We start from the raw sequence: 23398 nt of genomic DNA on the forward strand, positions 1-23398 counted from the left end.
GTGGCCCGCCTTGCGCGGCACAAGGAAGGAGTGAATGGTGGACCGCATGGCACCGATCCGCATGCTCGTCTTCGGCCTCGCGGCCGTTGCGCTCGTGTTGGCGGCGATTTGGCGACGCTGCGCCAGCGCGCAGTCGGCGGGCTGGCACGGGCCGGGCGGGGCGGCACGACGGAGGCTGGCCGCCGCCGGCGCGCCGCCAGTCGCCGCCTTCGCGGCGCTGGCCTGCGGATTGCTGGCAGCGCAGGCCGCCGCCGCCGACGATCTGCCGACGTGTCTGCGACGCGTCGCCGAGCAGGCGCCGCGGGACGCGATCCTCGCCATCCGCCCGGGCGACGAGGAACTGCTGGCCCGGCTGGTATATGCCGAGGCGCGGTCGACGGGCTTTGCCGACGATCCGCGAGTGGCGCGCGGCATCGCCTGGGGCGCGATGAACCGGGTGCGTCTGTCCGAGGTGGCGGCGAGCGCGCGCCGGCGCTACGGCAGCGGCGTCGCCGGGGTGATCTTCCAGCCACAGCAGTTCAACCCGGCCGTGTCGCGCCGTTCGCCCTTCGCCGCCGACTTCCTCTGTCCGCAGGACGCGGCGGCGTGGCAGTTCGCCGTGGCAGCGGCCAGCCTGGCGCTGCGCGGACACGACAATCCGCTGCTCGACACGGCGTGGGAGCGGCGCCACGGCCTTTCGCTGGTGGTCAACTTCTACTATCCGCATTCGCCACAGGCGCGCGGCCCCCTCGCCCCGTGGGAAGGCAGTGCCGGGCTGCGCTTCATCGGCGATCCGGAGTCCGCCGATCTGCCGCCGGCCGCGCGGGTCCGCTTCTATCGCCTCGAGCGGCCGCCGGCTGACCTCGATGCCGCGGCGCGCCGTCCTGCGCCGCCGGCTGCCGGGGGGAGCTGACGAACCCGCATCGAGGTGCGGCGCCAGCGATGGCTGCCGGGTCCGTTGGCGGATTGGTGTCAGGGCCTGTCGTGCGATGGATGGGGCGTCGAAGGTGCCGGCGACCGCCTTGATCGACGCCGACACGGTGGGCTGATGGTCCTGGACCGCCCGGGCATGCCCGGTTGCACGACGGCGCCTGCCGCCGCGGCGGTCTGCGCAGCGGCAACAGGCGCAGACAGTCGGATCTCACGGATTCTGCGAAGCACCGAGTTGCAGGATCAAGCGGAGGTTGGTGCGTGGGAAGACGGCCGCGGTCGCGTTCAACTCTTTCGTCGCGCGCAGGGCGACGGGCGCGAGTGGCAACTGCGAGAGATAGGCGTGTGCCGACATGACCGAGGCCTCCTGAACGTGATCGTGGGCCGCGCCGGCGGGGCGACGGCCGATGGCCGATGGCCGGCAAGCGGCCCAGAGGTCCGCCGTCGCACGCAGGAATCACAAGCGTCCCGGCGGCGAATCCGATGCCGTCAATTCTAGCTGATGGCACAAGACATCCGGCGCGTATCGGTCGTTTTCGGGACGTCCGGCGCGCTCTGGCCGGCCGCCGCTGCGCAGGTCGCGTGCTCCAGCCGGCGCCGGGTCGCGATCCTCGGTGCCGGCGTTGCACCGTTCAGCACGGGCAACGCCCCTGCGCCGGGTGGACGGGCGTGCCGCGTCAATCGCCTGGGCGGAATCGGTCGCCGCATTGACAGTCCTTCGACGAGCTTCCTAGACTTCGCGGATGCCTTCGATCTGCCATCCTTGCCGGAGCCGCGAGCGACTCCGCGCCGGACCGGGCGGGCCAGCCGGGACCGCCATCAGCGCGGCGTGCGCGCTCCCCATCGCTCGGACCGGCACCGGCAGGGCGCCGGCCGTGAGCGAGACGGTGGACGTCTTCGAGTCCTTCGACGCCGCGGTCCCGATCGCGCTCACCAATCTCCGCGGGGCGGAGGGGGCAAGCTGCACGGCCGCGCCGCCGGGCGGGGCCGAGGGCGAGCGCTCGCCAGGGATCGGCCCGAGCACCTTTCCCTTTCCCGGCGTGCCGCCGGTCACGCCGTCGACGGTCACCGCCGACGGCCGGCCGCCTGGCCGTGAAACGGGTCACCGACGCCTATGTGTCATCGTCAGCGAGTATCACCACCTCGCCGCGGGTTTCGGTTGCCGCGCTTCCGGGCAGGCTTCGACACCAGGAAGGAGAACGAGTGATTGCGGAACGTGATCGCTTTGTTGCCGTTGGCCGACCGACTCGGGCAGGGGCGGACGCTGGCGGCAACGGTCAAGCTGGCAAGCGGTGCGCAGAAACGACGCCCTGGTCGTCGGGCGCTTTTGTGGCACCCTCCGGTGGTCCCTCTCGCCCACGCAGTGGCCTGTGGCGCCGAGCTGCACACAGGGTTGCGGCTGCTGCCCTGTCGCTGGCCCTTGGCGTGGCCGGCGCGCAGGAGGAAGTTCCGTCGCCCCCGCAAACCTTACCGCCGCTGCCGCTGCCCACGGCAGCCCAACTCGAACGGGGACGCGACCTGCTCGAAAAGATCGGCTACGTCGTCGCCAACGTGCCGCTGACCGATGCCGCCGCAGTGCTCGCGGTCTTCGGTTTCACGGATCTGTTCACCAAGGAGTATCCGACTTACATCGGTGTGGGTCCGAAGGGGAAGAGCGGCGGTTTCTCGCAGCCGCGGGACTTGGTTGGGACGGGTTGGGCTGACATCGAGGTTCGGCCAAAGATCGAAAAGCCGACCGGCAAGAGGTACGCTTTGTTCTTTGGGCGTCTTTCCTTGGACGAAACCTGCATCTCGATCGACATGGTGCGCGAGTTTCTTGCACCGCTCGCCTCACAGATAGAGAGCGCACGCATCCTCGACATTCACCCCGTTCTTCGGCCGAAGGCTTTACATACGACGGGACGCCTTTCCGCGAGCTTGACACGGCATCCGTTCTCCGCGGTGGCCCGACTCAATTTTCGCTTCGAGTACCAGACCTGCGCGACGGACTTTTCCTTTTCCCATGCCATTCCTCTTGAGGAGACGATTCAATGAGCGCCCCCAATCTGACGAGTGCCGACTTTGGCAGTGGCACCAGGTTCGCGGCGATCCAGTCCCAGATTGCGCCGACCGCGCTCGACCAAATCAATCGCTCGGAGAGGCTGAAGGAGCTGATTCGCGTCTATCAGGCGGATGACGCGCGGCGTGCCGACCGCCGGGGGAACCCGCAGGTTGGACCAGCAGCCAGGATGACTCCTGGGGAAACATCGGCCGCCGAATTGACAGTCCGTCGACGAGCCTCCTAGACTCCGCAGATGCCTTCCATCTGCCATCCTTGCCGGAGCCGCGAGCGACTCCGCACCGGACCGGGGCGGGCCAGCCGGGACCGCTGTCGGCGCGGCGTGCGCGCGCTCCCCATCGCTCGGACCGGTGCCGGCAGGATGCTCGTCGCCAGCGATCGTTTCGCGCCACCCGCTGCCCGCAGCGGCTGCTGCCGCACGCTGTGGCGGCAAGTGCGCGCCGGACCGTAAGCGATGTCGAGGCTGTTCGCCCGGCGGGGTGACAGGCACGATGCCGCGGGCCCGGAGCGGCATGCGCCCGGCAGCCAGCAAGCGCCGCGCGCCCCCGCCCACCAGCCGGTGCCGAAGTTGCCGCGCTACCTGCGCCGCGCGAGTGCGTCGGCGGGACCGGTTCCTGACGATGCGCGGCTCAGCCAGCCGGGCGATCCGGAGGAGCTGGAGGCGGACCGGATGGCCGAGCGCGCCCTGTCCGCGGTGCCGGCGGCCGCTGCCGCCTCGCCGCCCGCGGGTGCCGCCCCGCCGCCCCCGGGTGCCGGATCGCCCCCCGCCGGCGCCGGATCGCCGCCCGCCTGTGCCGGCGCCGGCGATGCACCCGACACGACCTGGCGCAAGACGCTGACGCGTCAGGCTCCGCCGCCTGCGGCGGCGGAGCGCAGCGTCCCCGGTAGTGGCCGGCCGTTGTCCGCAGCCGAGCGGAGCGACTTCGAACCGCGTTTCGGCGCCGATCTCGGACAGGTACGCCTGCATGACGGCCCGCAGGCGGCGGCCGCCGCCCGCTCGATCCGGGCGCGGGCCTACACCAGCGGCAGCGACGTGGTGTTCGGTGCCGGCGAGTTCGCGCCTGGGACACGTGAAGGGCGGCAGCTCCTGGCGCACGAACTGGCCCACGTGCTGCAGCACGGCGCCGGCGAGCGGCGGCTGGCGCGCCGGGTGGACGGCGATGTGCGCAGCATCTCGGTCAATCCCGCCTGGGCGGAGGCCCTGAGCGACGCGGAACTCGACGAACAACTCGACATCCTGCGCCGGGAGATGCCCGGCCTGGTCGTCGGATCGACCGAGCGTCAGGTCGCCGAGGCGAACCTGCGGGTGTTGCGCGCCGACGCGCTGCGCCGCCATGGCGGCGCAGCCGGCGCGCCACTCTGCGGTGGCGGTGGGCCCTACGCGTTCATTGGTCCCGAGGCGGCGCCGGACGCGGCGGCGCCGGCGCCGACCCGGGTCAGCGTCTCGCTGCCGGGGGCCGGCGGGGCGCCGGCGGTGAGCGAGACGGTGGAGGTCTTCGAGCCCTTCGACGCCGCGGTCCCGATCGTCCTCTACGCGATCCCGATCGAGCTCACCAATCTCGGCGGGGTGGAGGGGGCAAGCTGCACGGCCGCACCGCCAGCCGGGGCCGAAGGCGAGCGCTCGCCAGGGATCGGCCCGAGCAGCTTTCCCTTTCCCGGCGTGCCGCCGGTCACGCCGTCGACGGTCACCGCCGACGGCCGGACCCTGGCCGTGGAACGGGTCACCGACGCCTATGTCATCGTCAGCGAGTATCACCACCTCGCGGTCGGCGCCGGGGCGCTGACCGTTCTCGAGACCGCGCAGGGCGTGCGCCTGATCGACGCCGGGGTGGGTACCGACGGGCGCGCCGAAGTGGCCTCGGCGATGGTCGATCGGGTTGGCCGCAGCCTGCGCGGACGGCCGATCCTCGAGGTGATGATCACCCACCTGCACGCCGACCACACCAATCTGCTGCCCGCACTGGCCGAGCGCTTCCCGATCGGCCGCCTGCGGGTGAACGCGCTGCAGTTCGCCGACCCGCGCTTCCAGGATCTGCTGCGCGACATCGCCGAGGCGCAGACGCGGGGGGTGCGGAATCGCGCCGAGGCCGAGTTCGACGCGCGGCGCAGCGCCTGGGAGGCGAGCGAAGGCAGCCGTGTCGGCGACGCGGCCATGCGCGAGGAGGCCTTTCGCCGCGCGCGTGCGCAGCATGTCAGCGAGGCCTTGCGGCGACTCGCCGACACACCGACCCAGGTCGAACTGCTGGTGCCCGAGGGTGGCCGCCTGGTGGCCGCCGCGGCGCCCCTGGGTACCCTCCGCGACCTCGGCGCCGCGACCTCCGACCCGGTGGTCGAGGGGATACGCCGCGCCGGCGTGCCCGGCGACATCGCCGACACCGCGCTGGTCGATCCCGCCACCGGCGAGCATCTGGCGGCGCGGCGGGCGCGCGCGGCCGTCGACCCGCGGGCGCCGCTGCCGGACACGCTCGTCGATACCACCTCGACCAGCTACATCATCGACCTGCCGGCGGGCAATCGGTTGATCGTCGTCCCGGACGTGCGCACCACCGACCTGACGCGGCCGGCGACCGACCGCAGCGGCGCCAGCCGCGCCAACCTGGAGGCGGAGCTGGGACGCCTCGGCAGCCCGGCGCGCTTCCAGGTGTGGAACATGACGCACCACATGCAGTCGGGATGGGTCGAGGGCGGCCAGCCGAACCTGGTGCGCGCCAGCCAGCTCGACGGCTTCGTCTCGCTGCTGCACGACGTGCGGCAGGCGCAGGCGGCGGCGCGGCCGCCGGGGACGGCGGCGGCGGCGGACATGGTGGTGGTCTCGGCGCAGCACGAAGCGCTCGGGCGCAGCCTGGTGAACCCGGCCATGGTGTGGTTCCTGCGCGCCTGCGGCTTCGAGGTCTTCCTCGCCGCCTCCGGGCGCGATGTGCGCCTGATCGAGGCGACCACCGCGGCGGGCACTCGCGTCGAAGGCGTCGCCGGGCTGCCGGCCGCGGGGCTGCGCCCGGCCGACCCGCTGCTGAGCCAGTCCGAGGCGGCGTTGCGCTATCTCGAATCGCAGATCGAGACGCAGCAGGGACGCCGTTCGCGGTCAGCGCGGCGCGGCCGGACGCGCGCCGAGTACGACGCCCTGGCGGCGGATTCGCGGACGCGCGAAGAGGCTTTCACCCGTGCCCGGGACGCCGTCCGGGCCGCGCGCGAGGCCTATGTGCGCACGGTCAGCGACGAGATCTGGCGCGGCACGCACGAATCGGGCCGGCCGGCCGTGGCTCCCGATGCCTCGCGGCCGCTGCCGGCGACGATGGCGAGCGCCGAACAGGCCTTGCGCAACGCCCTGCGCGCGCCGGAGCTGGGCGATTTCACGGCGCCCGAGCCGGGCAGGGTGCCGGTGATCACCGATACCGCACTGGTCTTGCTGCGCCGCAGCGGCGAGGCGCCGCTCGACCCGGCGGCGCGCCGGGTGATGGAGGCGAACCAGCAGGCCGACCTGCTGCGCCAGCGCCTGCTCGCGGGTGAGCGGCCGGCGGAGACGCGCGTCGAGCTGACGGCGGCACTCAACGAACTGCGCGCCGCGATCAGCGAGCAGCTGGCGACGGTACCCGAGGCGAGCCGCACGGTGCTCGCCGAGGAACTGGTCCATACCCAGCGCGAGCTGGAGTCGCTGGTGCGCTCCGAGGAAGGGCAGGTCCTCTTCAGTCGCGAGCCGGGCACCGGGCGGCTGATCGAGAACCGCGTGGTCTACGAGCCGGCGGTCGAGCGGACGGCCGCCGATCGGGTCCGCACCGGCGCCGAGCGGGCGGGGCGCGTCCTCGGTGCGGTGATGGTCATCCAGACCATCCGCGAGCAGCAGGAACTGGAGGAAAGGGCGCGCAGCGGCCGCACCACCGTCGTCGAGGGGCTGGCGGGCACGACGCACAACGTCCACGGGCTGACGATCGGTCTGCGGATGATGTCCGGCATCCACGTGCACCCCGGCGAGTTCGTCCTCATGTCGGCGCTCAGCTTCACCCAGGCGGTCTCGGCCGACTATGCCAGCCGCGAGGAGGCCGCCGTCGCGATCAGCCGCGTCGCCATCACCGAGGGAATCAACCTCTTCCTGATGGTCCTGAGCCAGGCGATGATGCGCTCGGGCAACCCCTATGTCGTCGCCGCCGGCTTCGGCATCATGCTCCTCGGCGGCCCGATCGTTTCCTTCCTCGACTACCTGGGGCTGTTCGACGCCATCGAGCGTGCCTCCGCCTTCCTGCCTTCCGAGGTCACTGCGGCCAACCAGGAACTGCGGGACCTGATGACCGAGTACCGCGCCATCGTCGGCGCCATCCAGCTTGGCCAGCGCAGCGACGCGCAGTTGCACGCGGTCGGCGTCAGCGACCCGGAAGCGCTCCGCCGCAGCGCGGCGATGGATATCGACAGCAACCGCGCGTCCGCGCGCGCCAAGGAGCGCGAGCTGCTGGCCGCGTTCGAGCGCGGCTACGGGCGAGCCCGCACGGAATACGCCGGGCTGTTCGAGCTGGATACGCTGCGCGCCCAGTTCCTCCAGTTGCGCGAGCAGGTCCATCGCGGCGAGGAGGGTGGCGCGGAAGCGGCCACCACGGTCACTCGCCGCTTCGACGAGATCGACCGCCAGCTCCGCGAGGCGACCGCAACGATGAGCGAGCAGCAGGTGCGGGAGATGCCGCAGTGGTCGCACCTTGACGAGGGCTTCGATGAGCTGGAGAGCCTGCTGCGCGCCGAGGAGATCGATTGGCAGGAGGTGCGCGAGAAGCACGTCGAGGTGCAGCAGATGCTGCGCAACGCGCGCTACCGGGTCGATCCCGCCGCCTTCGGCCTGCGTGACGCGCCGTTGATGGCGGCCACGGCACTTGGCCGACCGACTTACGACCGTCTGCTCGCCACCGCCGAGGCGCGGCTCAACCGCGACGAGTTTGCCCTGATCGCCGAGTCGCCGCGTGCGGCGCTGTCGGCTTCGGTGGGCCGGCCAGCGGCGACGATGACCATGCCGTCGCGGCCGCCGGGTGGCGCGCCGACGCCGAGCGCCGATGTCACCCTGAGCGCGGTGGAGGACGCCCTGCGCGCCTACCGGACGCTGCTGGCGCGCGCGCCGACGCATCCGGACGCGGCCCTGTTGCATCGCTATTCCGAGGCGGTGGCGGTGAGCTATCGCCGCTTCGTTGCCGAGCACGGCGACTACGCTGCCTACCTGCAGCGGCTGCAGACCGTCGAGGCGTCCTTGCTGCGGCTCGCCGAACGCGCGCTGAGCGGCAGCGGCGGCGAGTCGGCCGGTGCGTCGGCCGGCGCGGCGCGGGATCTCGCGCTGCGTGTGCGCGCAGCGGTGAGCGAACGCCGGGATCGCGACGGGCTGCTCTTCCTCGATGAGCTCGATCCCGTTGCGGCGCGCGTCCGCGCCACCGAGACCCGCCGCCTCGCGCCGCGCCTGGGCGAGGCGCCGGGGACCATGGCGCTGACCGTCGAGGAACTCGCGGCATTGTCCGGCGGCCGCCTGGAGGAGCACGCGGCCGGCATCAGCACCGTCAGCAACCGGCTCGACCAGGTGCAGGGCCTGCGCATCCCGGCGTCGGAAGACGAAAACATCGGCGGCGTCTTCCGCGTCGTCGGGACGATCGAATCGCTGCCGTTGCTGATCACGGAAATCCCGCTGACGACGATCCGGGAAGACGAGAACGTGCTCGTCGGCAGGGCAGGCGCATCGACCGGATCGGTCTCTCCCAGGGGGCATTTCGAGATGGTGCGGGTCGTGCCCTTGAACGCGGCGGCGGTCAGTCGACTGGGTGGCGCGGGTGTCCGCAGTCTTCCGGACTACAGCCTGCGCGCGGTGCGCCTGCGCGACCTCGCCGCGCCCGCGGTCACGCTGGCGCCCGCGCCGTCGGCGCCAGCCGGGTCGGCCGCCGAGGTGCGTCTGTGATGGACATCGTGCGGCGACCCCGGCTGCGCGTCGAGCTGGCGGGCCGTCACCGCGAGCTGGTGCTGCGCGAGGCCGAGACCGCCGAGATCCTGCCGCTGCTCCTCGATCCGGAGCAGCGCTTTCCGGCGGTCGTCGAGGGGCGACTGGCGCTGGAGATGGCGGCGCTGATCGACACCATCGACGGCGAGGTGCCTGCCGAGGAGCAGGCGCAGGCAATCGTCGCCTCGCCGGCGGCGCTGGCGGCGGTCTGCCAGGCGCGCAACGCCTTCTACGATGCCCTGGTCGCCAGCGGCCGGGTTCTCGCCGCTTGTCCGCATTGTTCGGTAGGCGAGGTGGAACTCGATCTGCTGTTCTACTGGCTGACGCTGCGCCTGCCGCCCTATCGGCTGTTCGACGAGGGTGTGCTCATGGGGCACCCGGCGCTCGCCGATCCCTTGCACGGCGGCAGCCGTCCGGCGGGCCTGACCCTGGCACGGGCGATCGGCTTCTCGTATCCGGCAGAGCAGCCATTGCGCGGCTTGCTCCGGCCACTCGTCGGGCGCGACGGCCTGGCGAGGGAGGATTCCGCCTGGCAGGACGTGGCCGCGATCGAGCGCGACGATGACCACTGGCACTGGACGCGAAGCAACACGGGCTTTCGCGCGATTCTGCGCCTGAGCCAAGGTCTCGCCTGGGCCGATGGCCGGCAGGCGACGCCGGAGGAGATCGACCGATTGCCGTTGGGTGCCTACCTGTTTCTCGACCTGCTGCACTTCGCCACGACGAACGTCGATGTCAGCGATGCGTCGCGACTCAGCGTGTCCTGCCCTGACTGCGGCGGTGTGTTTCTGCCGGTGATGCCGACGGACGCGTAGAGCGGCGTTTGCACCAGGTCGTCGGACGCCCTCACGGGCCATGGCGGGAAAGCACCCATGACGCATCGGAAATCATATGGGTGCGGGCGGTACTTCGTGTACTGCATGCTTGCTTCGTCGTCCGATGGCCGGGATCGGTCCGCTTCACAGCCGCTGGGCTGCTCACCATCGCAGCAGCACTGCGCGCCGATCGCTGATCCGCATGCAGGCTTCCCGGGGGACTTCCTGCCTGTGCTGTTGGAAACAGTAATTAAATATACTGTCACCGGATTTGTCACCGGATTTAAGACAGCAACAGCGGGGTCAAGTCCAACATTCCAACACCCAAAGGATCGTGGGCTCAGGCTTTGCCTTGCGCATCAATCCGAGCAAGAACATCCCGCGCCGAGACGATGGAGATGCGCTGATAGCTGCCGATACTGAGCAAGTCGCCGTCGCCCGAGACGATCAAGGTTGCGCTGCCGGCTACCGCCGCGGCAATGACGTGATCGTCATCCGCGTCGCCGAGCACCACGCGCGGCACGTCGGTGGGCACGACCCATTCGACGGCCTCAACGTAATCGGCCAGCACCTCGTGCACCGTCATGCCGATAATCGCCAGCCGCTTCGCTGCGACCGGCCGCCTGAGCACGTCGGATAGTTCCTCCAGCAGTGTGGGGCTGCTGACGAGCTGCAAATCGCCGCGCTGGCGAAGGGCCTGCAGCAACCGATATGGCGTGCCGCGCCACAGCAGTGCCGACAGCGCGACGTTCGTGTCAATGACGATCCGCACCGGAGTCCTTGGCGGCGGGCTGCGCCGCCAAGGCTGCCGGTTGCAGGCGCCGTTCGTCGCGTGCGGCCTTGACCTCGGCAGCGATTTCTTCCTCGCTCACCGGCTGGACGCCGGCCGCTTCCAGCGCAGGCGCGATGGCCAGCAGCCGATCCAACGCCGCGCGCTTGCTCGCCTTGGCAGCAAGGAACTCCACGAAGTCGACGACCTCCGCCACCTGCTGCGGCGCAAGCGTTCTCAGCTGCGAGATCAAAGTCTGTTCCACGGTTGAGTCCATCGTTCGAGCTCCGTTGCTGTCAGCACGGCATCTTCTATCCTGAGGAGGAGAGTATAGAGCTAGAGGTGTGTCAATGGCGGCGGAAAGAAACTGCACCGGTACGCGTTCAGTGGACGCCAGGAGGCGAGGAGCGTTATCCACTGCCGGCCGGTTCGGTCGCTTGCGACGAACCGGAAACCGGCCGGCGGTGGATAACGCGGCGCTGCTCACTGCAAGGTTCCTCCCGCGCCGGTCGGCGACAGGGCGTCATGCCAGCGCTGTTCGAATGCCGCCGGTGACAGGTTGCCCAACGATGAGTGGCGAGGCTGGGTATTGTAGTAACCGATGTATTCGACCAGCGCCTGCTGAGCCTCGGCGCGCGTACGGAAATGTTCTCCGAGCACGCACTCGATCTTGACCGTGCCATTGGCCGATTCCTTTGGGGCGTTGTCCCAACAGTCGCCCTTGCGGCTCACGGAAAGGGTCATCCCGCGCTTGGAGAACTTGGCGAGAGTCGCTGGCGGCGTATTGCGACCGGCTATCCGAGCGATGCACCAGACCCGGGGGGCTTCCTGCCTTTGCCGGTGGAAACAGTAATTGAGTATACTGTCACCGTATTGCGCCTCGCCGAGGGCGAGCCCGAGCTCATGAGCCCCCGCGAGCGCTGGCAGCCGAGCCGTGGATGCGCAGCGGACTGTCGATCAAGGGTCGCAGTTCGCCGACCGGCCCCTGAAACGTCGGATTTTTTCGCTTCCCCGGTAGAGGCGGGGGACTCTCCGTTGCTGGTTGACGCACCCCGACCAGCGCCCTACACTCGCCGTGCTGCACTTGGCTTTGCCATCGATGGTGCGATGGGCGGACGGTGATACTCGGGAGTGACGCGTGAACTCGAATGGCTTGTTGGCGACCGAAGGGAAGGCGACGCTCCTGGTTGTCGATGACACGCCGGAGAACCTGGCGGTTCTCGGCGAACTGCTGCAACCCGAGTATCGGGTGCGGGTGGCCAATTCGGGCCGCGCCGCCCTGCGCATCGCGGTTTCCGCGCCCAAGCCGGACCTGATCCTGCTCGACGTGATGATGCCGGAAATGGACGGCTACGCCGTGCTGGCCTCTCTGCGCGAGGATCCGCGAACGAGCGACATCCCGGTCATCTTCGTGACGGCGCTGGATACGACCGTCGACGAGCACTACGGCCTGGAGCTCGGGGCGGTCGATTACATCTCCAAGCCGCTGCGGCCGCTGATCGTGCTGGCCCGTGTGCGTACCCAGCTCGAGCTGAAACGGGCGCGCGACTGGTTGCGCGACCAGAACACCTTCCTCGAGGCCGAAATCGCCCGGCGCATGGCCGAGAACCAGCTCGTCCAGGACATCACCATCCATGCCTTGGCGCGGCTGGCCGAGACACGGGATCCGGAAACCGGCAATCACCTGCGCCGCACGCAGGAATACATGCGCATCCTGGCCATCGAGTTGCGCGATCATCCGGGCTACGCCGCGTTCATGAGCGATCGCAACATCCAGCTGCTGGCGAAGTCGGCGCCGCTGCACGACATCGGCAAGGTCGGTATCCCCGACCACATCCTGCTGAAGCCCGGCAAGCTGGATGCCGACGAGTGGGCGATCATGAAGACGCACGCCAGGATCGGCATGGAGGCCATCGAGCATGCGGAGAGCGACGCCGAACAGCCGGTCGAGTTCCTCGCCCTGGCGAAGGAAATCGCCCATTACCACCACGAGCGCTGGGATGGCAGCGGTTACCCGGAAGGACTGGCCGGGAACGCGATCCCGATCCCGGCTCGTCTGATGGCCCTGGCCGATGTCTTCGACGCGCTGATCACGCGGCGCGTCTACAAGGCGCCACTGCCGCCTGACCAGGCACGCGAGATCATCGCTGCCGAGAGCGGACGACATTTCGATCCGAACGTGGTCGAGGCTTTTCTCGCTTCGTTCGACCGGTTCCTGGCGGTTGCCGAGCGCTATGGCGATGACGAGAAGACGCTGCTGGCGAAACTGGACCGGGTCGAGGGCCGGCTCAGAAGTCGGGCCGGTGCCTGAGTCGGTGGTGCGTCGGCGTGGTCGGGCAGCGTCCGTCGGTCGGGTCACCGTGAGCTTCACATCGCCCTGCAGCGAGCCATCCGATGAAGTCATCGACCGCCGCTGACCTGCCCGGGTATCCGGCTGGCCGGAACGCGCCCGACGCGGCGCCAGCCGGCCGGCAGGCTTCGCTGGACTGGGTGCTCGACGCTGCCGGCATCGGCGTCTGGGAATACGACCACGGTGCCGATCGCTGCGCCTGGAATGCCCACCTGTGCTCCCTCCTCGGCCATGGCAGCGACATGATTCCCGGCGGCATGCAGGCGTGGCTCGACCTGATCCATGCGGACGACCGGCCGGCGGTGCTGGCGCAGGTCGAGGCGACGCTGCTGGCGCCCGAAGCCCGGCTGTACGAGGCCGAGTATCGCCTGCGCGCGGCGGACGGACGATGGATCTGGTTCAACGCGCGCGGCCGTGTCGTACGACGCGACGCGGCGGGGCAGGCGCTGCTGACCGCGGGCACGATGATCGACATCTCCGAGCGCAAGCATGCCGAGTTGCTGCTGCAGACACAGCACGACTTTGCCGGGGCGCTCGCGCTGGGGCCGGATCGCGCGACGCTGCTGCCGCAAATCCTCGACAGCGCGTTGCGCCTGCCCGAACTGGACGGCGGCGGGCTTTACTGGCGCGAGCCGGACGGCGGCTATCGGCTGGTGGTCGAACGTGGACTGTCCGCAACCTTCCTCGCCGAGGTGCGTCATCTGGCCGCCGATTCGCCGCAGGCGGAGGTGATCCGCGCGGGGCGTTTGCGCTGCAGTTGCGTACCGCCACAGGATTTCTGCACCGACTCCGCGCTGGTTGCGAAACCGGAACTGATCGCGGAGGGGATCGTCTCGCTGGTGGTTCTGCCGATCCACGTCGGCGGCGAGCCGGTCGCCTGCCTCAACCTGGCCAGCAGGCAAATGGGCGCGGTGCGGCCGTTGACCGTGACCGCACTGGAGACGCTGGCGCGGCAGTTCACCCTGGCACTCGAACTGCTCCATGAGCACGAGAGGGTTGCCAGGGAGCGGCAGGACCTGGAGGGTTTGTTCGGCGCCATCACCGATCATGTGTTCGTGCTCGATGCCGAGGGTCGCATCGTGCATTACAACGCGGCGGTGGCCGAGGGGCTGGGCTACGGTGAGGCACTGCTCGGTCAGCCGGTGTCGGCCGTCCATCCGCCCGAAGTGGGTGACGAATGCCGCCGCGTCGTGGCTGGGATCGTCACCGGTGCGGGTGGACATTGCTCGCTGCCGCTGCGCAAGGCGGACGGCACCCTCGTGCCGGTGGATACCCGCGTGGCCACCGGTCGCTGGAACGGCCGGCCGGCACTGATCGGCGTCGCCCGTGATGTCACGGAATCGCTGCGGCAGCAAAAGGCGCTGCAGCGCAGCGAGGCCCTGTTGCGCGCCACCCTGGACTCGACTGCCGACGGCATCCTGGTCATCGCTGAGGACGGTTCGGTGTTGACCGCCAACCGCCGCTTCCAGGAGTTGTGGCGGGTCCCGGAGGAACTGATGGCTGCCGGGCTGGACGAGCGGCTGCTCGGCCACGTGCTCGACCAGGTGTCGCAGCCCGAGACCTTCCTGAGCGACGTGCAGCGACTCTACCGGAGAGACGAAAGTCGGTGGGACATCGTCGAATTCCGGGATGGCCGGGTCTTCGAACGCTTCACGCGCGCGTTTCCCCTCGATGGGCAGCGGGCGCGCCTGTGGAGCTTCCGCGACGTCACCGAGCGGAACAGGGCGCAGCGCGCGCTGGAAGACGAACGGGCGCAATTGCGGACGCTGCTCCAGACCATCCCCGACCTGGTCTGGCTGAAGGATCCGCAGGGCGTCTATCTCGCCTGCAACCCGGCTTTCGAGCGCCTGTTCGCCGCCAGCGAAGCGGCGATCGTCGGCCGCACCGACGACGACTTCGTCGATCGCGAGCTGGCCGATTTCTTCCGGGCAAACGACCGGGCCGCGGTCGCCGCCGGCGGGCCGCGGGTCAACGAGGAATGGCTCACCTTTGCCGCCGACGGTCGTCGCGGCCTGTTCGAGACGATCAAGACCCCGATGCGCGGCAGTGACGGCCGCCTGATCGGCGTCCTCGGCATCGCCCACGACATCACCGCCAGTCGCGTGACGCAGGAGGCGCTGCGCGAGCGCGAGGAACTGTACCGGACGATCGTCAACGAAGCCGGCGAGGCGATCGACCTGGTGGATGCCGAGACCCTCCGCTTCGTCGAGGTCGGCGCCGCCGCATGCCGGATGCTGGGCTACAGCCGCGAGGAACTGCTCGGCATGTCGCTGGTGGCGATCCAGGCGGATCGGGGAGAAGACGAGATCAGGGCGCTGTGCGCGCAGTTGCGCGCCGCCGGCGGCGCGCGTTTCGACTCGCGGCACCGCTGCAAGGATGGCCACATCCTCGAGGCGCAGGTCAGCGTGCGCGCGATCCATCTGCATGGCCGCGACTACTTCCTCGGGATCTGGCGCGACGTCAGCGAGCAGAAGCGCGCCGAGGCGGCGCTGCGCGAGGCGACGATGTTCCTGCGCGAGAGCGAGGCCATCGCCCGCGTCGGCGGCTGGAAGGCGAATCCGCTGACGGACACGGTGATGTGGACCGACGAGGTCTTCAGGCTCGTCGAACATCCCCGGGAGCAGCCACCGGCGACGCTGGAGGAGGGCCTGCGCTATTACGCGCCGGAATGCCGCGACAGCGTTCGCCAGCACTTGCAGGAAAGCTGGGCGCGCGGCGCGACCTTCTGCCTGGAGTGCGAAATGATCGCCGCGTCGGGACGCCGCTTCTGGGCGGAGTTGCGCTGCGTCGGCCGGGTGGAGTACCGGGGGGAAACCTACCTCACCGGGACCTTCCAGGACATCAGCGAGCGCCGGCAGGTCGCCGCCGAACTCGAGCAGCACCGCCACCATCTGGAAGAACTGGTGGCGGAGCGGACGGCCCGGCTCGAGGCCGCCAACCGGCGACTGCTGATCAGCGACACGCGGCTCCAGGCCATGTTCGACATGAGCCAGCAGGCCGAGCGGATGAGCGAACGCGAGCTCCTGCAGCGCGGCATCGAGGAAGCGGTCCGCCTGACCGAGAGCGAGATCGGCTACCTGCACCTGGTCAACGAGGACCAGGAGACGATCCAGCTCTACACCTGGTCGGCGGGGACCCTGAAGCATTGCACCGCCGCCTACGACAGCCACTACCCGATCGCGCTGGCCGGTGTCTGGGCCGACACCGCCCGACTGCGCCGTGCCGTGGTACACAATGACTACCAGAGCCTGCCCGACCGGCACGGCTACCCGCCGGGCCATGCCCACCTGATCCGTCACCTCGGCGTGCCGATCGTCGAGAATGAGCAGGTGCGGGTGTTGTTCGGCGTCGGCAACAAGGCCACGGATTACGATCATTCGGACGAGCGCGAACTGCAGCTGATCGGCGACGATCTCTGGCGCATCGTCATGCGTCGCCGCGCCGATGCGGCCCTGGCCGTCGCCAAGGATGCCGCGGAAGCGGCCAGCCGGGCGAAGAGTACGTTTCTCGCCAACATGAGCCACGAGATTCGCACACCGCTCAACGCCATTCTGGGCATGACCTACCTGGCGCGGCGTCGGGCGAGCGACGAGAAGCTGCGGCAACAGCTGGACAAGATCGGCGCCGCCGCCGATCACCTGCTCGGGGTGGTCAACGACGTGCTCGATCTGTCGAAGATCGAAGCGGGCCAGTTGCAACTCGCGCAGTCCGAGTTCGCGATCGACGAGATCGTTGCCCAGGTCTTCGTCCTGATCGGCGACGGAGCGCGAGCCAAGGGACTGGCGCTCATCAGCGAAGTCGATCCGCTGCTTGGCAGGCTGCGCGGCGACGCGCTGCGCCTGGGGCAGATCCTGATCAACTTCGCCGGCAATGCCCTCAAGTTCACCGACCGTGGCTCCATCACGCTGCGCGTGCAGGCCGTCGAGGAAGCGGCCGGCGCCTGGCGGGTGCGTTTCGAGGTCGAGGACACCGGCCCCGGTATCGAGCCAACGGAGCAGGAGCGGTTGTTCCGTGATTTCGAGCAGGGTGACAGTTCGACGACCCGCCAGTTCGGCGGCAGCGGTCTCGGGCTGTCGATCAACCGGCGGCTGGTGCAACTGATGGGCGGGACCCTCGGTGTCCGCAGCCAGCCCGGTCAGGGCAGTACGTTCTGGTTCGTCATCCCCCTCGAAAAGTGCGGCGGCACACCCCCGCCAGCGGCCCCGGGCGAGCCGCTGGCGGATCCCGCTCCGGAGCAGAGCGCCGAGCAGGCGTTGGCGCAACGGCACAGCGGTGCTCGCCTGCTGCTGGCCGAGGACAATCCAATCAATCGGGAAGTGACGCTGGGCCTGCTGCAGGAAATCGGCTTGCTGGTCGATGTCGCGCACGACGGGGCCGAGGCGGTCGAGCTGGCGCGCCGGACGGCCTACGACCTGATCCTGATGGACGTGCAGATGCCGGTGCTCGACGGACTGGACGCGACCCGATCGATCCGTGCGATGGCGGGGGGCGAACACGTTCCCATCCTGGCGATGACCGCCAATGCCTTCGAGGAAGACCGGCTGCGCTGCCTCGATGCCGGCATGAGTGACCATGTCGGCAAGCCGGTGGATCCGGAAGTCCTGTTCGCGACGATCCTCCGCTGGTTGGCCGGCCGCAGCGCGCCGGCAGCGCCTGCCGCCGCCGATCCCGCTGCCGAAGTGGCGACCGACCTGGCGCAGCGACTGGCGGCGATTCCCGGTTTCGATCCGCATCTGGGCCTCGAGCGGGTCCGTGGCCGTTCCGACACCTACCTTCGCTTGCTGCGCCGCTTCGCCGAGTCCGTCGCCGAGGAAGGCGGGGATCTGCGGCGCTGCCTGGCCGCCGGCGATCGTGTGGCGGCGTGTCGCCTGGCGCACTCGTTGCGCGGTGCGGCCGGTGCGCTGGGCGCCGCCCACCTGCAGATGCTGGCCGCGGAACTGGAGGACGCGCTGCGCGCGGGACGGTCGGCGGCCGAGACAGGACGGCTGCTGGCAGAGGTCGAGGCGGCGCAGGGCGCGCTGTCGGTGGCCTTGCGCGCGGCGCTGCCGGCTGAGCCGGCGGCATCCCGCGCCGATGAGGACGGGTCGGGTGCCCGTTTGGCGCTGGCTGAGCTGGAAGCGCTGCTGTCGGCAGACGACATGCGTGCCGGCGACAAGTTCCGCACGATTGCACCCCTGTTGCAGGCGGCTTTGGGCATCGAGGCGGCGACGAATCTGGCACGAGACATCGATCGCTTCGATTACGAGCGGGCGCTGGCGATCCTGCGCGAAGCGAGCCGAAATACCAGACCCAAATGATGGATTTTTTGCCGGGAATGGCTCATGATTGACTGGCTCCGAAAAGCGCGGCGACGGCGGTCCTTCCGTCGCGCAGGCGGACGCGGAACGCACCGCATCCGTTGAACCCTGGCGGTCCTTCGCCAGCGGGGGAGCGGTTGCAGCGACCCAACCTGGAGAATCTCATGACCGGCCTGACGGCCAATGGCGATGGTGCTCCGCGCGAAGTGGCGTCGGCGGACGCGCAAGCCGTCCTGTCGTCGCCGGAGACCTGTCGCGCGCTCGTCGACCGCATCAGCGACGGGGTGGCCGTGCTCTCGGCGGACGCGCTCATCCTGTATGGCAACCGGCGCTTCGCCGAGATTTTCCGGATTGCAGCGGACCGCGTCGCCGGCTCGTCGCTCGAGACCTTGGTCGACCCGTCGGGCCGCCCGGCGCTGCGTGCGCTGCTGCAGGCCGCGCGCAGCGGCTGCAGCAGCGGCGAGCTGAGCGGTCGTGCCACCGATGGTACGACGCTGCCGTTGCTGCTGGCGTTCGCGACCCTGTCTGCCGGTTCCGCGACGACGTTCAGCGTCGTGGTGACCGACCTCAGCGAGCACAAGCGGGCGCAGGATGTCCTGCGCGAGAGCGAGGCGCAACTGCGCGCGATCATTCGGGCGGCGCCGATCGGTATCGGCGTGGTCGTCGATCGCGTGTTGCGCGAGGTCAATCCGCGCATCCTCGAGATGACCGGCTACAGCCGCGAGGAGTTGATCGGCTTCAGCTCGCGCCTGCTGTACGCGACGGACGAGGAATTCCGTTACGTCGGCGAGGAAAAGTATCGCCAGATCGCCGAACACGGTCTGGGTATGGTCGAAACGCGCTGGCGACGCAAGGACGGCGCGATGATCGACGTCCTTCTGTCGTCCTGTCCCTTCGAGCCGGGCGACCACGGCAAGGGCGTCACCTTCACGGCGCTCGACATCACCCAACGCAAGTCTTTCGAGAACCGTTTGCGGCCGCTGTCGCTGGCGGTCGAGCAGAGTCCCGAGAGCATCGTCATCACCGACCTCGATGGGCGCATCGAATACGTCAATGAAGCCTTCGTCCGCACCACCGGCTATGCCCGCGCAGAGGTCCTGGGCGAGAACCCGCGTATCCTGAACTCCGGCAAGACGCCCGCTGCCACCCACGCGGCGTTGTGGCAGGCACTCGGCAGCGGCCACCTCTGGCGGGGTGAATTCCACAACCGGCGCAAGGATGGCAGCGAGTATTTCGAGTTTGCCATCATCACGCCCATTCGCCAGGCGGACGGACGCATCACCCATTACGTCGCCGTCAAGGAAGACATCAGCGAACGGAAGCGGCTCGGCGAGGAACTCGACCGGCATCGCCACCATCTCGAGGAACTGGTGGCCGAGCGCACCCGGCAGTTGGCCGAAGCCCGCGAACGGGCCGACTCCGCGAACCGGGCCAAGAGCGTCTTCCTCGCCAACACGAGTCACGAGATCCGCACGCCGCTGAACGCGGTCCTCGGCCTGACCCATCTGCTGCGCCGCTCCGGCGTCACGCCCAGGCAGGCCGGGTGGCTGCAGCAGATCGACGCCGCCGGACGCCACCTGCTGAGCGTCATCAGCGACGTCCTCGACCTGTCGAAGATCGAGGCCGGCAAGCTGACGCTGGAGGAGAGCGACTTTGCCCTTCCCGCGCTGCTCGATCAGGTCCGTTCGCTGATCGCCGACGGCGCGCAGGCGAAAGGCGTGCTGGCCTGGGTCGACTGCGCCAGCGCGCCGCTGTGGCTGCGCGGCGACGCGACCCGGCTGCGGCAGGCGCTGCTCAACTACGCCGGCAATGCCCTCAAGTTCACCGAGCGCGGCAGCATCATCCTGGCCGCGCAGCTGCTGGCGGACGACGGCGACTCGCTGCGCGTCCGTTTCGAAGTGCACGACACCGGCGTCGGTATCGCCCCTGCCGACCAGGGGCGAATCTTCGACGCCTTCGAGCAGGCAGACGCCTCGACCACCCGTCGCCATGGCGGGAGCGGTCTCGGACTGGCGATCACCCGGCGGCTGGCCGAGCTGATGGCTGGCGAGGCTGGCGTCGACAGTGCGCCCGGCGAGGGCAGCACCTTCTGGTTCACGGCCTGCCTGCGGCGCGGGCACGGTGACCCGCCGGGCGCCACCACGGCAGCGCACGCCGACGCGGCCGAAAATGCGCTGCGCCGCGTGTGCCGGGGTGCCCGCGTCCTTCTGGTCGAGGATCACCCAGTCAATCGCGAAGTGGCGCTGGAGCAGCTGCAGGCCCTCGGCTTCGCCGTCGACACGGCGGAGAACGGCAGCCAGGCGACGGCGCGAGTCGGCAGTGAGCGCTACGACCTGATCCTGATGGACGTACAGATGCCGGTGCTCGACGGGATGGCAGCGACGCGGGCGATCCGCGCCATGCCGGGCGGCGAGACGATCCCGATCGTGGCGATGACGGCGAACGCTTTCGACGACGACCGCCAGCGCTGCCTGGCTGCGGGCATGAACGATTTCGTCGCCAAGCCGGTCGATCCGGCCGTGCTGCATGCCACCCTGCTGCGCTGGCTGCCGCTGCGCCCGCCGGCTGCGACGGCAGCGTTCGCGGTCCCGCTGCCCGAGCGATCCGCAGCGGCGGCGGACGACGGCTGCCTGGCGGTGCTGGCCGACATTCCCGGGTTCGACGTGCGACGCGGACTGCAATGCGTCGGCGGCCGGCGCGAGACGTACCTGCGGCTGCTGCGGCAGTTCGTCGCCGAGCAAGCCGGCGACGCGGCCGAAATCGACCGCCAGCTCGCTACCGGCGACGCAATCGCCGCCCGGCGATCGGCGCATTCGCTCAAGGGCGCCGCTGGCGCGCTGGGCGCCACCCGACTGCAGGCGGCGGCCGGCGAACTGGAAGTGGCGATCCGCGACAGGCAGCCGGCGCCCGAGATCGAGCGGCTGTCGCGCGAAGTCGAGGCCGTACGGAGCCTGTTGGCGACCGGTTTGCGCGCGGCTTTCGCCCTCGAGGCGTGCGCGCGTCGCGCCACCGGCGATCGCTCGCCGGCCCGAATCGAGCGGGAGGAGTCGTCCTCGGCGGTGGCGGCGGAGGCGCGGATGCCGGACGTTGACGCTGATGGGCCTTAATCTGTGGCAGTGGCGGGACGCACTGCGCGCGGCCGCTGCCGGCTGGCGGCGGCCAGTCGCGGTCGCCGCCAGCCGGCGGCGCCTGTTGTTGCTGCTGCCGTGGCTGGTCCTGCTCCTGGGCCTGGCGGTGACCGGCTGGCTGTGGCGGGGCGCCCGTCAGGATGCCGAGCGCACCTTGGCGGCGGAATTCGAGTTCTCGGTCGACAGGCTGGCGGATGCGCTCAGGCGCCAGATCGATGGCAACGTCCAGGTGCTGCGCGGCGTCGTCGGCCTGTTCGACTCCTCGGAGGACGTGACGCGGCAGGAGTTTCGCGCCTACGTCACCGCCTTGCGGCTCGACGAGCGCTACCCGGGCATCCTGGGCGTCGGCTTCTCGCTGCTCGTTCCGCCCGGGCGCAAGGCGGCGCACACGGCAGCCATGCGCCGCGAAGGCTTCCCCGAGTACGCCATCCGTCCCGATGGCGAGCGCGAAGTCTATACGTCGATCATCTACCTGGAGCCATTTTCCGGCCGCAACCTGCGCGCGTTCGGCTATGACATGTTCTCGGAGCCGGTGCGCCACGCGGCAATGGCGCGGGCGCGCGACGAAAACCGGGCGACCTTGTCGGCCAAGGTGACGCTGGTGCAGGAAACGAAGACCGCTGTCCAGCCCGGCTTCCTCATCTACGTGCCAGTCTATGGTCGCGGCCTCGCCCACGACACGGTGGAGGAACGCCGGGCCAGTCTGCTGGGCTGGGCCTATTCGCCCTTGCGCATGCACGACCTGATGCGCGGCGTGCTCGGCGCCGTCGGGTTGGCGGGCGTACTCGCCGGGCTCGACGTCGAGATCTACGATGGCGCCCTCGTGGCGCCCGAAGCCCTGATGTTCGACAGCGACGAGGCGCATCGTGCCGCCGAAACCGCCGCGTTCCGCACCCTGCGCCCGCTCGAGTACGGCGGCCATCGCTGGTCGCTGCTCGTCACTTCCCGCGCCGCATTCGACGCGCGGCTCAACACCGAGGAGTCGAAGCTGATCGCCCTTGCCGGCAGCCTCGGCAGCGCACTGCTGGCGGCCCTGATGGGCGTTCTCGCCTGGGGTCAGCTGCGCGTCGCCGCCGCGCTGCGCGCGACGGCGCAAAGCAACCGGAAACTCGCAGCCAGCGAGGGGCGTCTGAAGGCCTTCTTCGACAATGCCACGAGCCTGGTCTGGATCAAGGACCTGCAGGGACAGTTCCTCGTCGTCAATCGCCATACGGAAGCGGTGCTCGGCCTGCCACGCGAACGACTGCTCGGTCACACGGTCGCCGAGATTTTCCCGCAGAATGAGGCGGCAGACTTCACGAGCAATGACCGGCAAGTGCTCGAGGCGGGGCATTCCCTGGAATTCGAGGAGTCGGCGCTGCTCGCCGATGGCCGGCGCACCTATGTCTCGGTGAAGTTCCCGCTGCGCGATGCCGGTGGCCGGATCGATGCCCTGGGCGCGATCTGCACCGACATCAGCGACCGCAAGGAGGCTGAGGAAAGCCTGCGCGCGTCGTTGGACGAGAAGACCGTCCTCTTGAAGGAAGTCCATCACCGGGTGAAGAACAACCTGCAGATCATCACCAGCCTGCTCAACCTGCAATTGAACCGGACGCAGATCCCGGAGGCGCGCGAGACGCTGCGCGACACGCAGAGCCGCATCCGGTCGATGGCGCTGCTGCACGAAGCGCTTTACCAGTCGGGCAGCCTCGCGCGGATCGGCTTGCCGCAGTACGTCGGCAGTCTGTGTGCGCCGTTGTGGCACGCCGCCGGTTCGGTGGCCGCCAACGTCCGCCTGGAGCAGCGGATCGACGACCTCTCGTTGCCGCTGGATCAGGCCGTGCCCTGTGGGCTGATCATCAACGAACTGGTGTCCAACGCCTTGAAGCACGCTTTCCCGGGGGGGCGCAGCGGGCAGATCGTCGTCGCGGCAAGCATGTTGCCCAAAGGGCTGTTGAGGTTGTCGGTGACGGACGACGGCGTCGGCCTGCCGCCTGAAGACCCGCGCAGCAGCGACAGCCTGGGGCTGCAGCTGGTGTGCATGCTGGTCAACCAGTTGCAGGGCGTGGTGGACATCGGCAATGAGGGCGGCAGCGAGTTCCGCATCGCTTTCCCGTGCCGCGCGGGTTGAGTGGGAGG

14 protein-coding genes are annotated in these 23398 nt (G+C 69.7%); 10 read left to right on the top strand and 4 right to left on the bottom strand.

Annotated elements, in window-relative coordinates:
- Window positions 1-34 precede the first annotated feature (34 nt).
- Window positions 35-892: a hypothetical protein gene (locus V5B60_RS14450; RefSeq protein WP_332347715.1), complete on the top strand. Its 858-nt coding sequence runs from the start codon at window positions 35-37 to the stop codon at window positions 890-892.
- A gap of 228 nt (window positions 893-1120) precedes the next feature.
- Here V5B60_RS14450 and V5B60_RS14455 read toward each other — a convergent pair whose 3' ends face one another.
- Window positions 1121-1264, bottom strand: coding sequence for a hypothetical protein (locus tag V5B60_RS14455; protein WP_332347716.1), 144 nt, complete (start codon window positions 1262-1264; stop codon window positions 1121-1123).
- A 520-nt stretch (window positions 1265-1784) separates the two neighbouring features.
- On the opposite strand from V5B60_RS14455, the gene V5B60_RS14460 reads away from it, so the two are divergent.
- The 5 genes from V5B60_RS14460 to V5B60_RS14480 all read left to right on the top strand — a co-directional run bounded on the left by V5B60_RS14460 (window position 1785) and on the right by V5B60_RS14480 (window position 9736).
- A complete protein-coding gene (locus V5B60_RS14460; protein WP_332347717.1) occupies window positions 1785-2129 on the top strand; it encodes a hypothetical protein in 345 nt (114 codons plus the stop codon).
- Window positions 2113-2943, top strand: coding sequence for a hypothetical protein (locus V5B60_RS14465; RefSeq protein WP_332347718.1), 831 nt, complete (start codon window positions 2113-2115; stop codon window positions 2941-2943). The genes V5B60_RS14460 and V5B60_RS14465 overlap by 17 nt, the downstream gene beginning before the upstream one ends.
- A complete protein-coding gene (locus tag V5B60_RS14470; RefSeq protein WP_332347719.1) occupies window positions 2940-3194 on the top strand; it encodes a hypothetical protein in 255 nt (84 codons plus the stop codon). The genes V5B60_RS14465 and V5B60_RS14470 overlap by 4 nt, the downstream gene beginning before the upstream one ends.
- A gap of 228 nt (window positions 3195-3422) precedes the next feature.
- Window positions 3423-8882 (top strand): eCIS core domain-containing protein, encoded by a 5460-nt coding sequence (locus V5B60_RS14475; RefSeq protein WP_332347720.1) that lies wholly within the window; start codon window positions 3423-3425, stop codon window positions 8880-8882.
- A complete protein-coding gene (locus tag V5B60_RS14480; RefSeq protein WP_332347721.1) occupies window positions 8882-9736 on the top strand; it encodes a hypothetical protein in 855 nt (284 codons plus the stop codon). Before V5B60_RS14475 ends, V5B60_RS14480 begins: the two co-directional genes overlap by 1 nt.
- A gap of 340 nt (window positions 9737-10076) precedes the next feature.
- On the opposite strand, the gene V5B60_RS14485 is transcribed toward V5B60_RS14480, so the two are convergent.
- The 3 genes from V5B60_RS14485 to V5B60_RS14495 are packed head-to-tail and all read right to left on the bottom strand — an operon-like array spanning window position 10077 to window position 11249.
- A complete protein-coding gene (locus tag V5B60_RS14485) occupies window positions 10077-10508 on the bottom strand; it encodes a putative toxin-antitoxin system toxin component, PIN family (protein WP_332347722.1) in 432 nt (143 codons plus the stop codon).
- On the bottom strand, window positions 10492-10992 hold the full coding sequence (locus V5B60_RS14490) for a hypothetical protein (protein WP_332347723.1): 501 nt from the start codon (window positions 10990-10992) through the stop codon (window positions 10492-10494). Before V5B60_RS14490 ends, V5B60_RS14485 begins: the two co-directional genes overlap by 17 nt.
- Window positions 10989-11249: an integrase core domain-containing protein gene (locus V5B60_RS14495; protein ID WP_332347724.1), complete on the bottom strand. Its 261-nt coding sequence runs from the start codon at window positions 11247-11249 to the stop codon at window positions 10989-10991. The genes V5B60_RS14490 and V5B60_RS14495 overlap by 4 nt, the downstream gene beginning before the upstream one ends.
- 394 nt (window positions 11250-11643) lie before the next feature.
- Here V5B60_RS14495 and V5B60_RS14500 point away from each other — a divergent pair, with 394 nt between their 5' ends.
- From V5B60_RS14500 to V5B60_RS14515, 4 genes are all read left to right on the top strand, one after another.
- Window positions 11644-12816: a response regulator gene (locus V5B60_RS14500; RefSeq protein WP_332347725.1), complete on the top strand. Its 1173-nt coding sequence runs from the start codon at window positions 11644-11646 to the stop codon at window positions 12814-12816.
- Between the two features lie 83 nt (window positions 12817-12899).
- Complete coding sequence (locus V5B60_RS14505) at window positions 12900-18152, top strand: PAS domain S-box protein (protein WP_332347726.1); 5253 nt, start codon at window positions 12900-12902, stop codon at window positions 18150-18152.
- Between the two features lie 164 nt (window positions 18153-18316).
- Window positions 18317-21259, top strand: coding sequence for a PAS domain-containing hybrid sensor histidine kinase/response regulator (locus V5B60_RS14510; protein ID WP_332347727.1), 2943 nt, complete (start codon window positions 18317-18319; stop codon window positions 21257-21259).
- Window positions 21249-23390 (top strand): CHASE domain-containing protein, encoded by a 2142-nt coding sequence (locus tag V5B60_RS14515; RefSeq protein ID WP_332347728.1) that lies wholly within the window; start codon window positions 21249-21251, stop codon window positions 23388-23390. Before V5B60_RS14510 ends, V5B60_RS14515 begins: the two co-directional genes overlap by 11 nt.
- Window positions 23391-23398: the final 8 nt, after the last annotated feature.

Origin of the sequence: Accumulibacter sp., from assembly GCF_036625195.1 — a bacterium.
Taxonomy (GTDB): domain Bacteria; phylum Pseudomonadota; class Gammaproteobacteria; order Burkholderiales; family Rhodocyclaceae; genus Accumulibacter.

Bases quoted from the DNA above. Each gene is read 5' to 3' on its own strand.
- V5B60_RS14495 (WP_332347724.1), bottom strand. From the start codon at position 11,249: ATGACCCTTTCCGTGAGCCGCAAGGGCGACTGTTGGGACAACGCCCCA.
- V5B60_RS14475 (WP_332347720.1), top strand. From the start codon at position 3,423: ATGTCGAGGCTGTTCGCCCGGCGGGGTGACAGGCACGATGCCGCGGGC.
- V5B60_RS14505 (WP_332347726.1), top strand. From the start codon at position 12,900: ATGAAGTCATCGACCGCCGCTGACCTGCCCGGGTATCCGGCTGGCCGG.
- V5B60_RS14510 (WP_332347727.1), top strand. From the start codon at position 18,317: ATGACCGGCCTGACGGCCAATGGCGATGGTGCTCCGCGCGAAGTGGCG.
- V5B60_RS14455 (WP_332347716.1), bottom strand. From the start codon at position 1,264: ATGTCGGCACACGCCTATCTCTCGCAGTTGCCACTCGCGCCCGTCGCC.
- V5B60_RS14470 (WP_332347719.1), top strand. From the start codon at position 2,940: ATGAGCGCCCCCAATCTGACGAGTGCCGACTTTGGCAGTGGCACCAGG.
- V5B60_RS14450 (WP_332347715.1), top strand. From the start codon at position 35: ATGGTGGACCGCATGGCACCGATCCGCATGCTCGTCTTCGGCCTCGCG.
- V5B60_RS14480 (WP_332347721.1), top strand. From the start codon at position 8,882: ATGGACATCGTGCGGCGACCCCGGCTGCGCGTCGAGCTGGCGGGCCGT.
- V5B60_RS14515 (WP_332347728.1), top strand. From the start codon at position 21,249: ATGGGCCTTAATCTGTGGCAGTGGCGGGACGCACTGCGCGCGGCCGCT.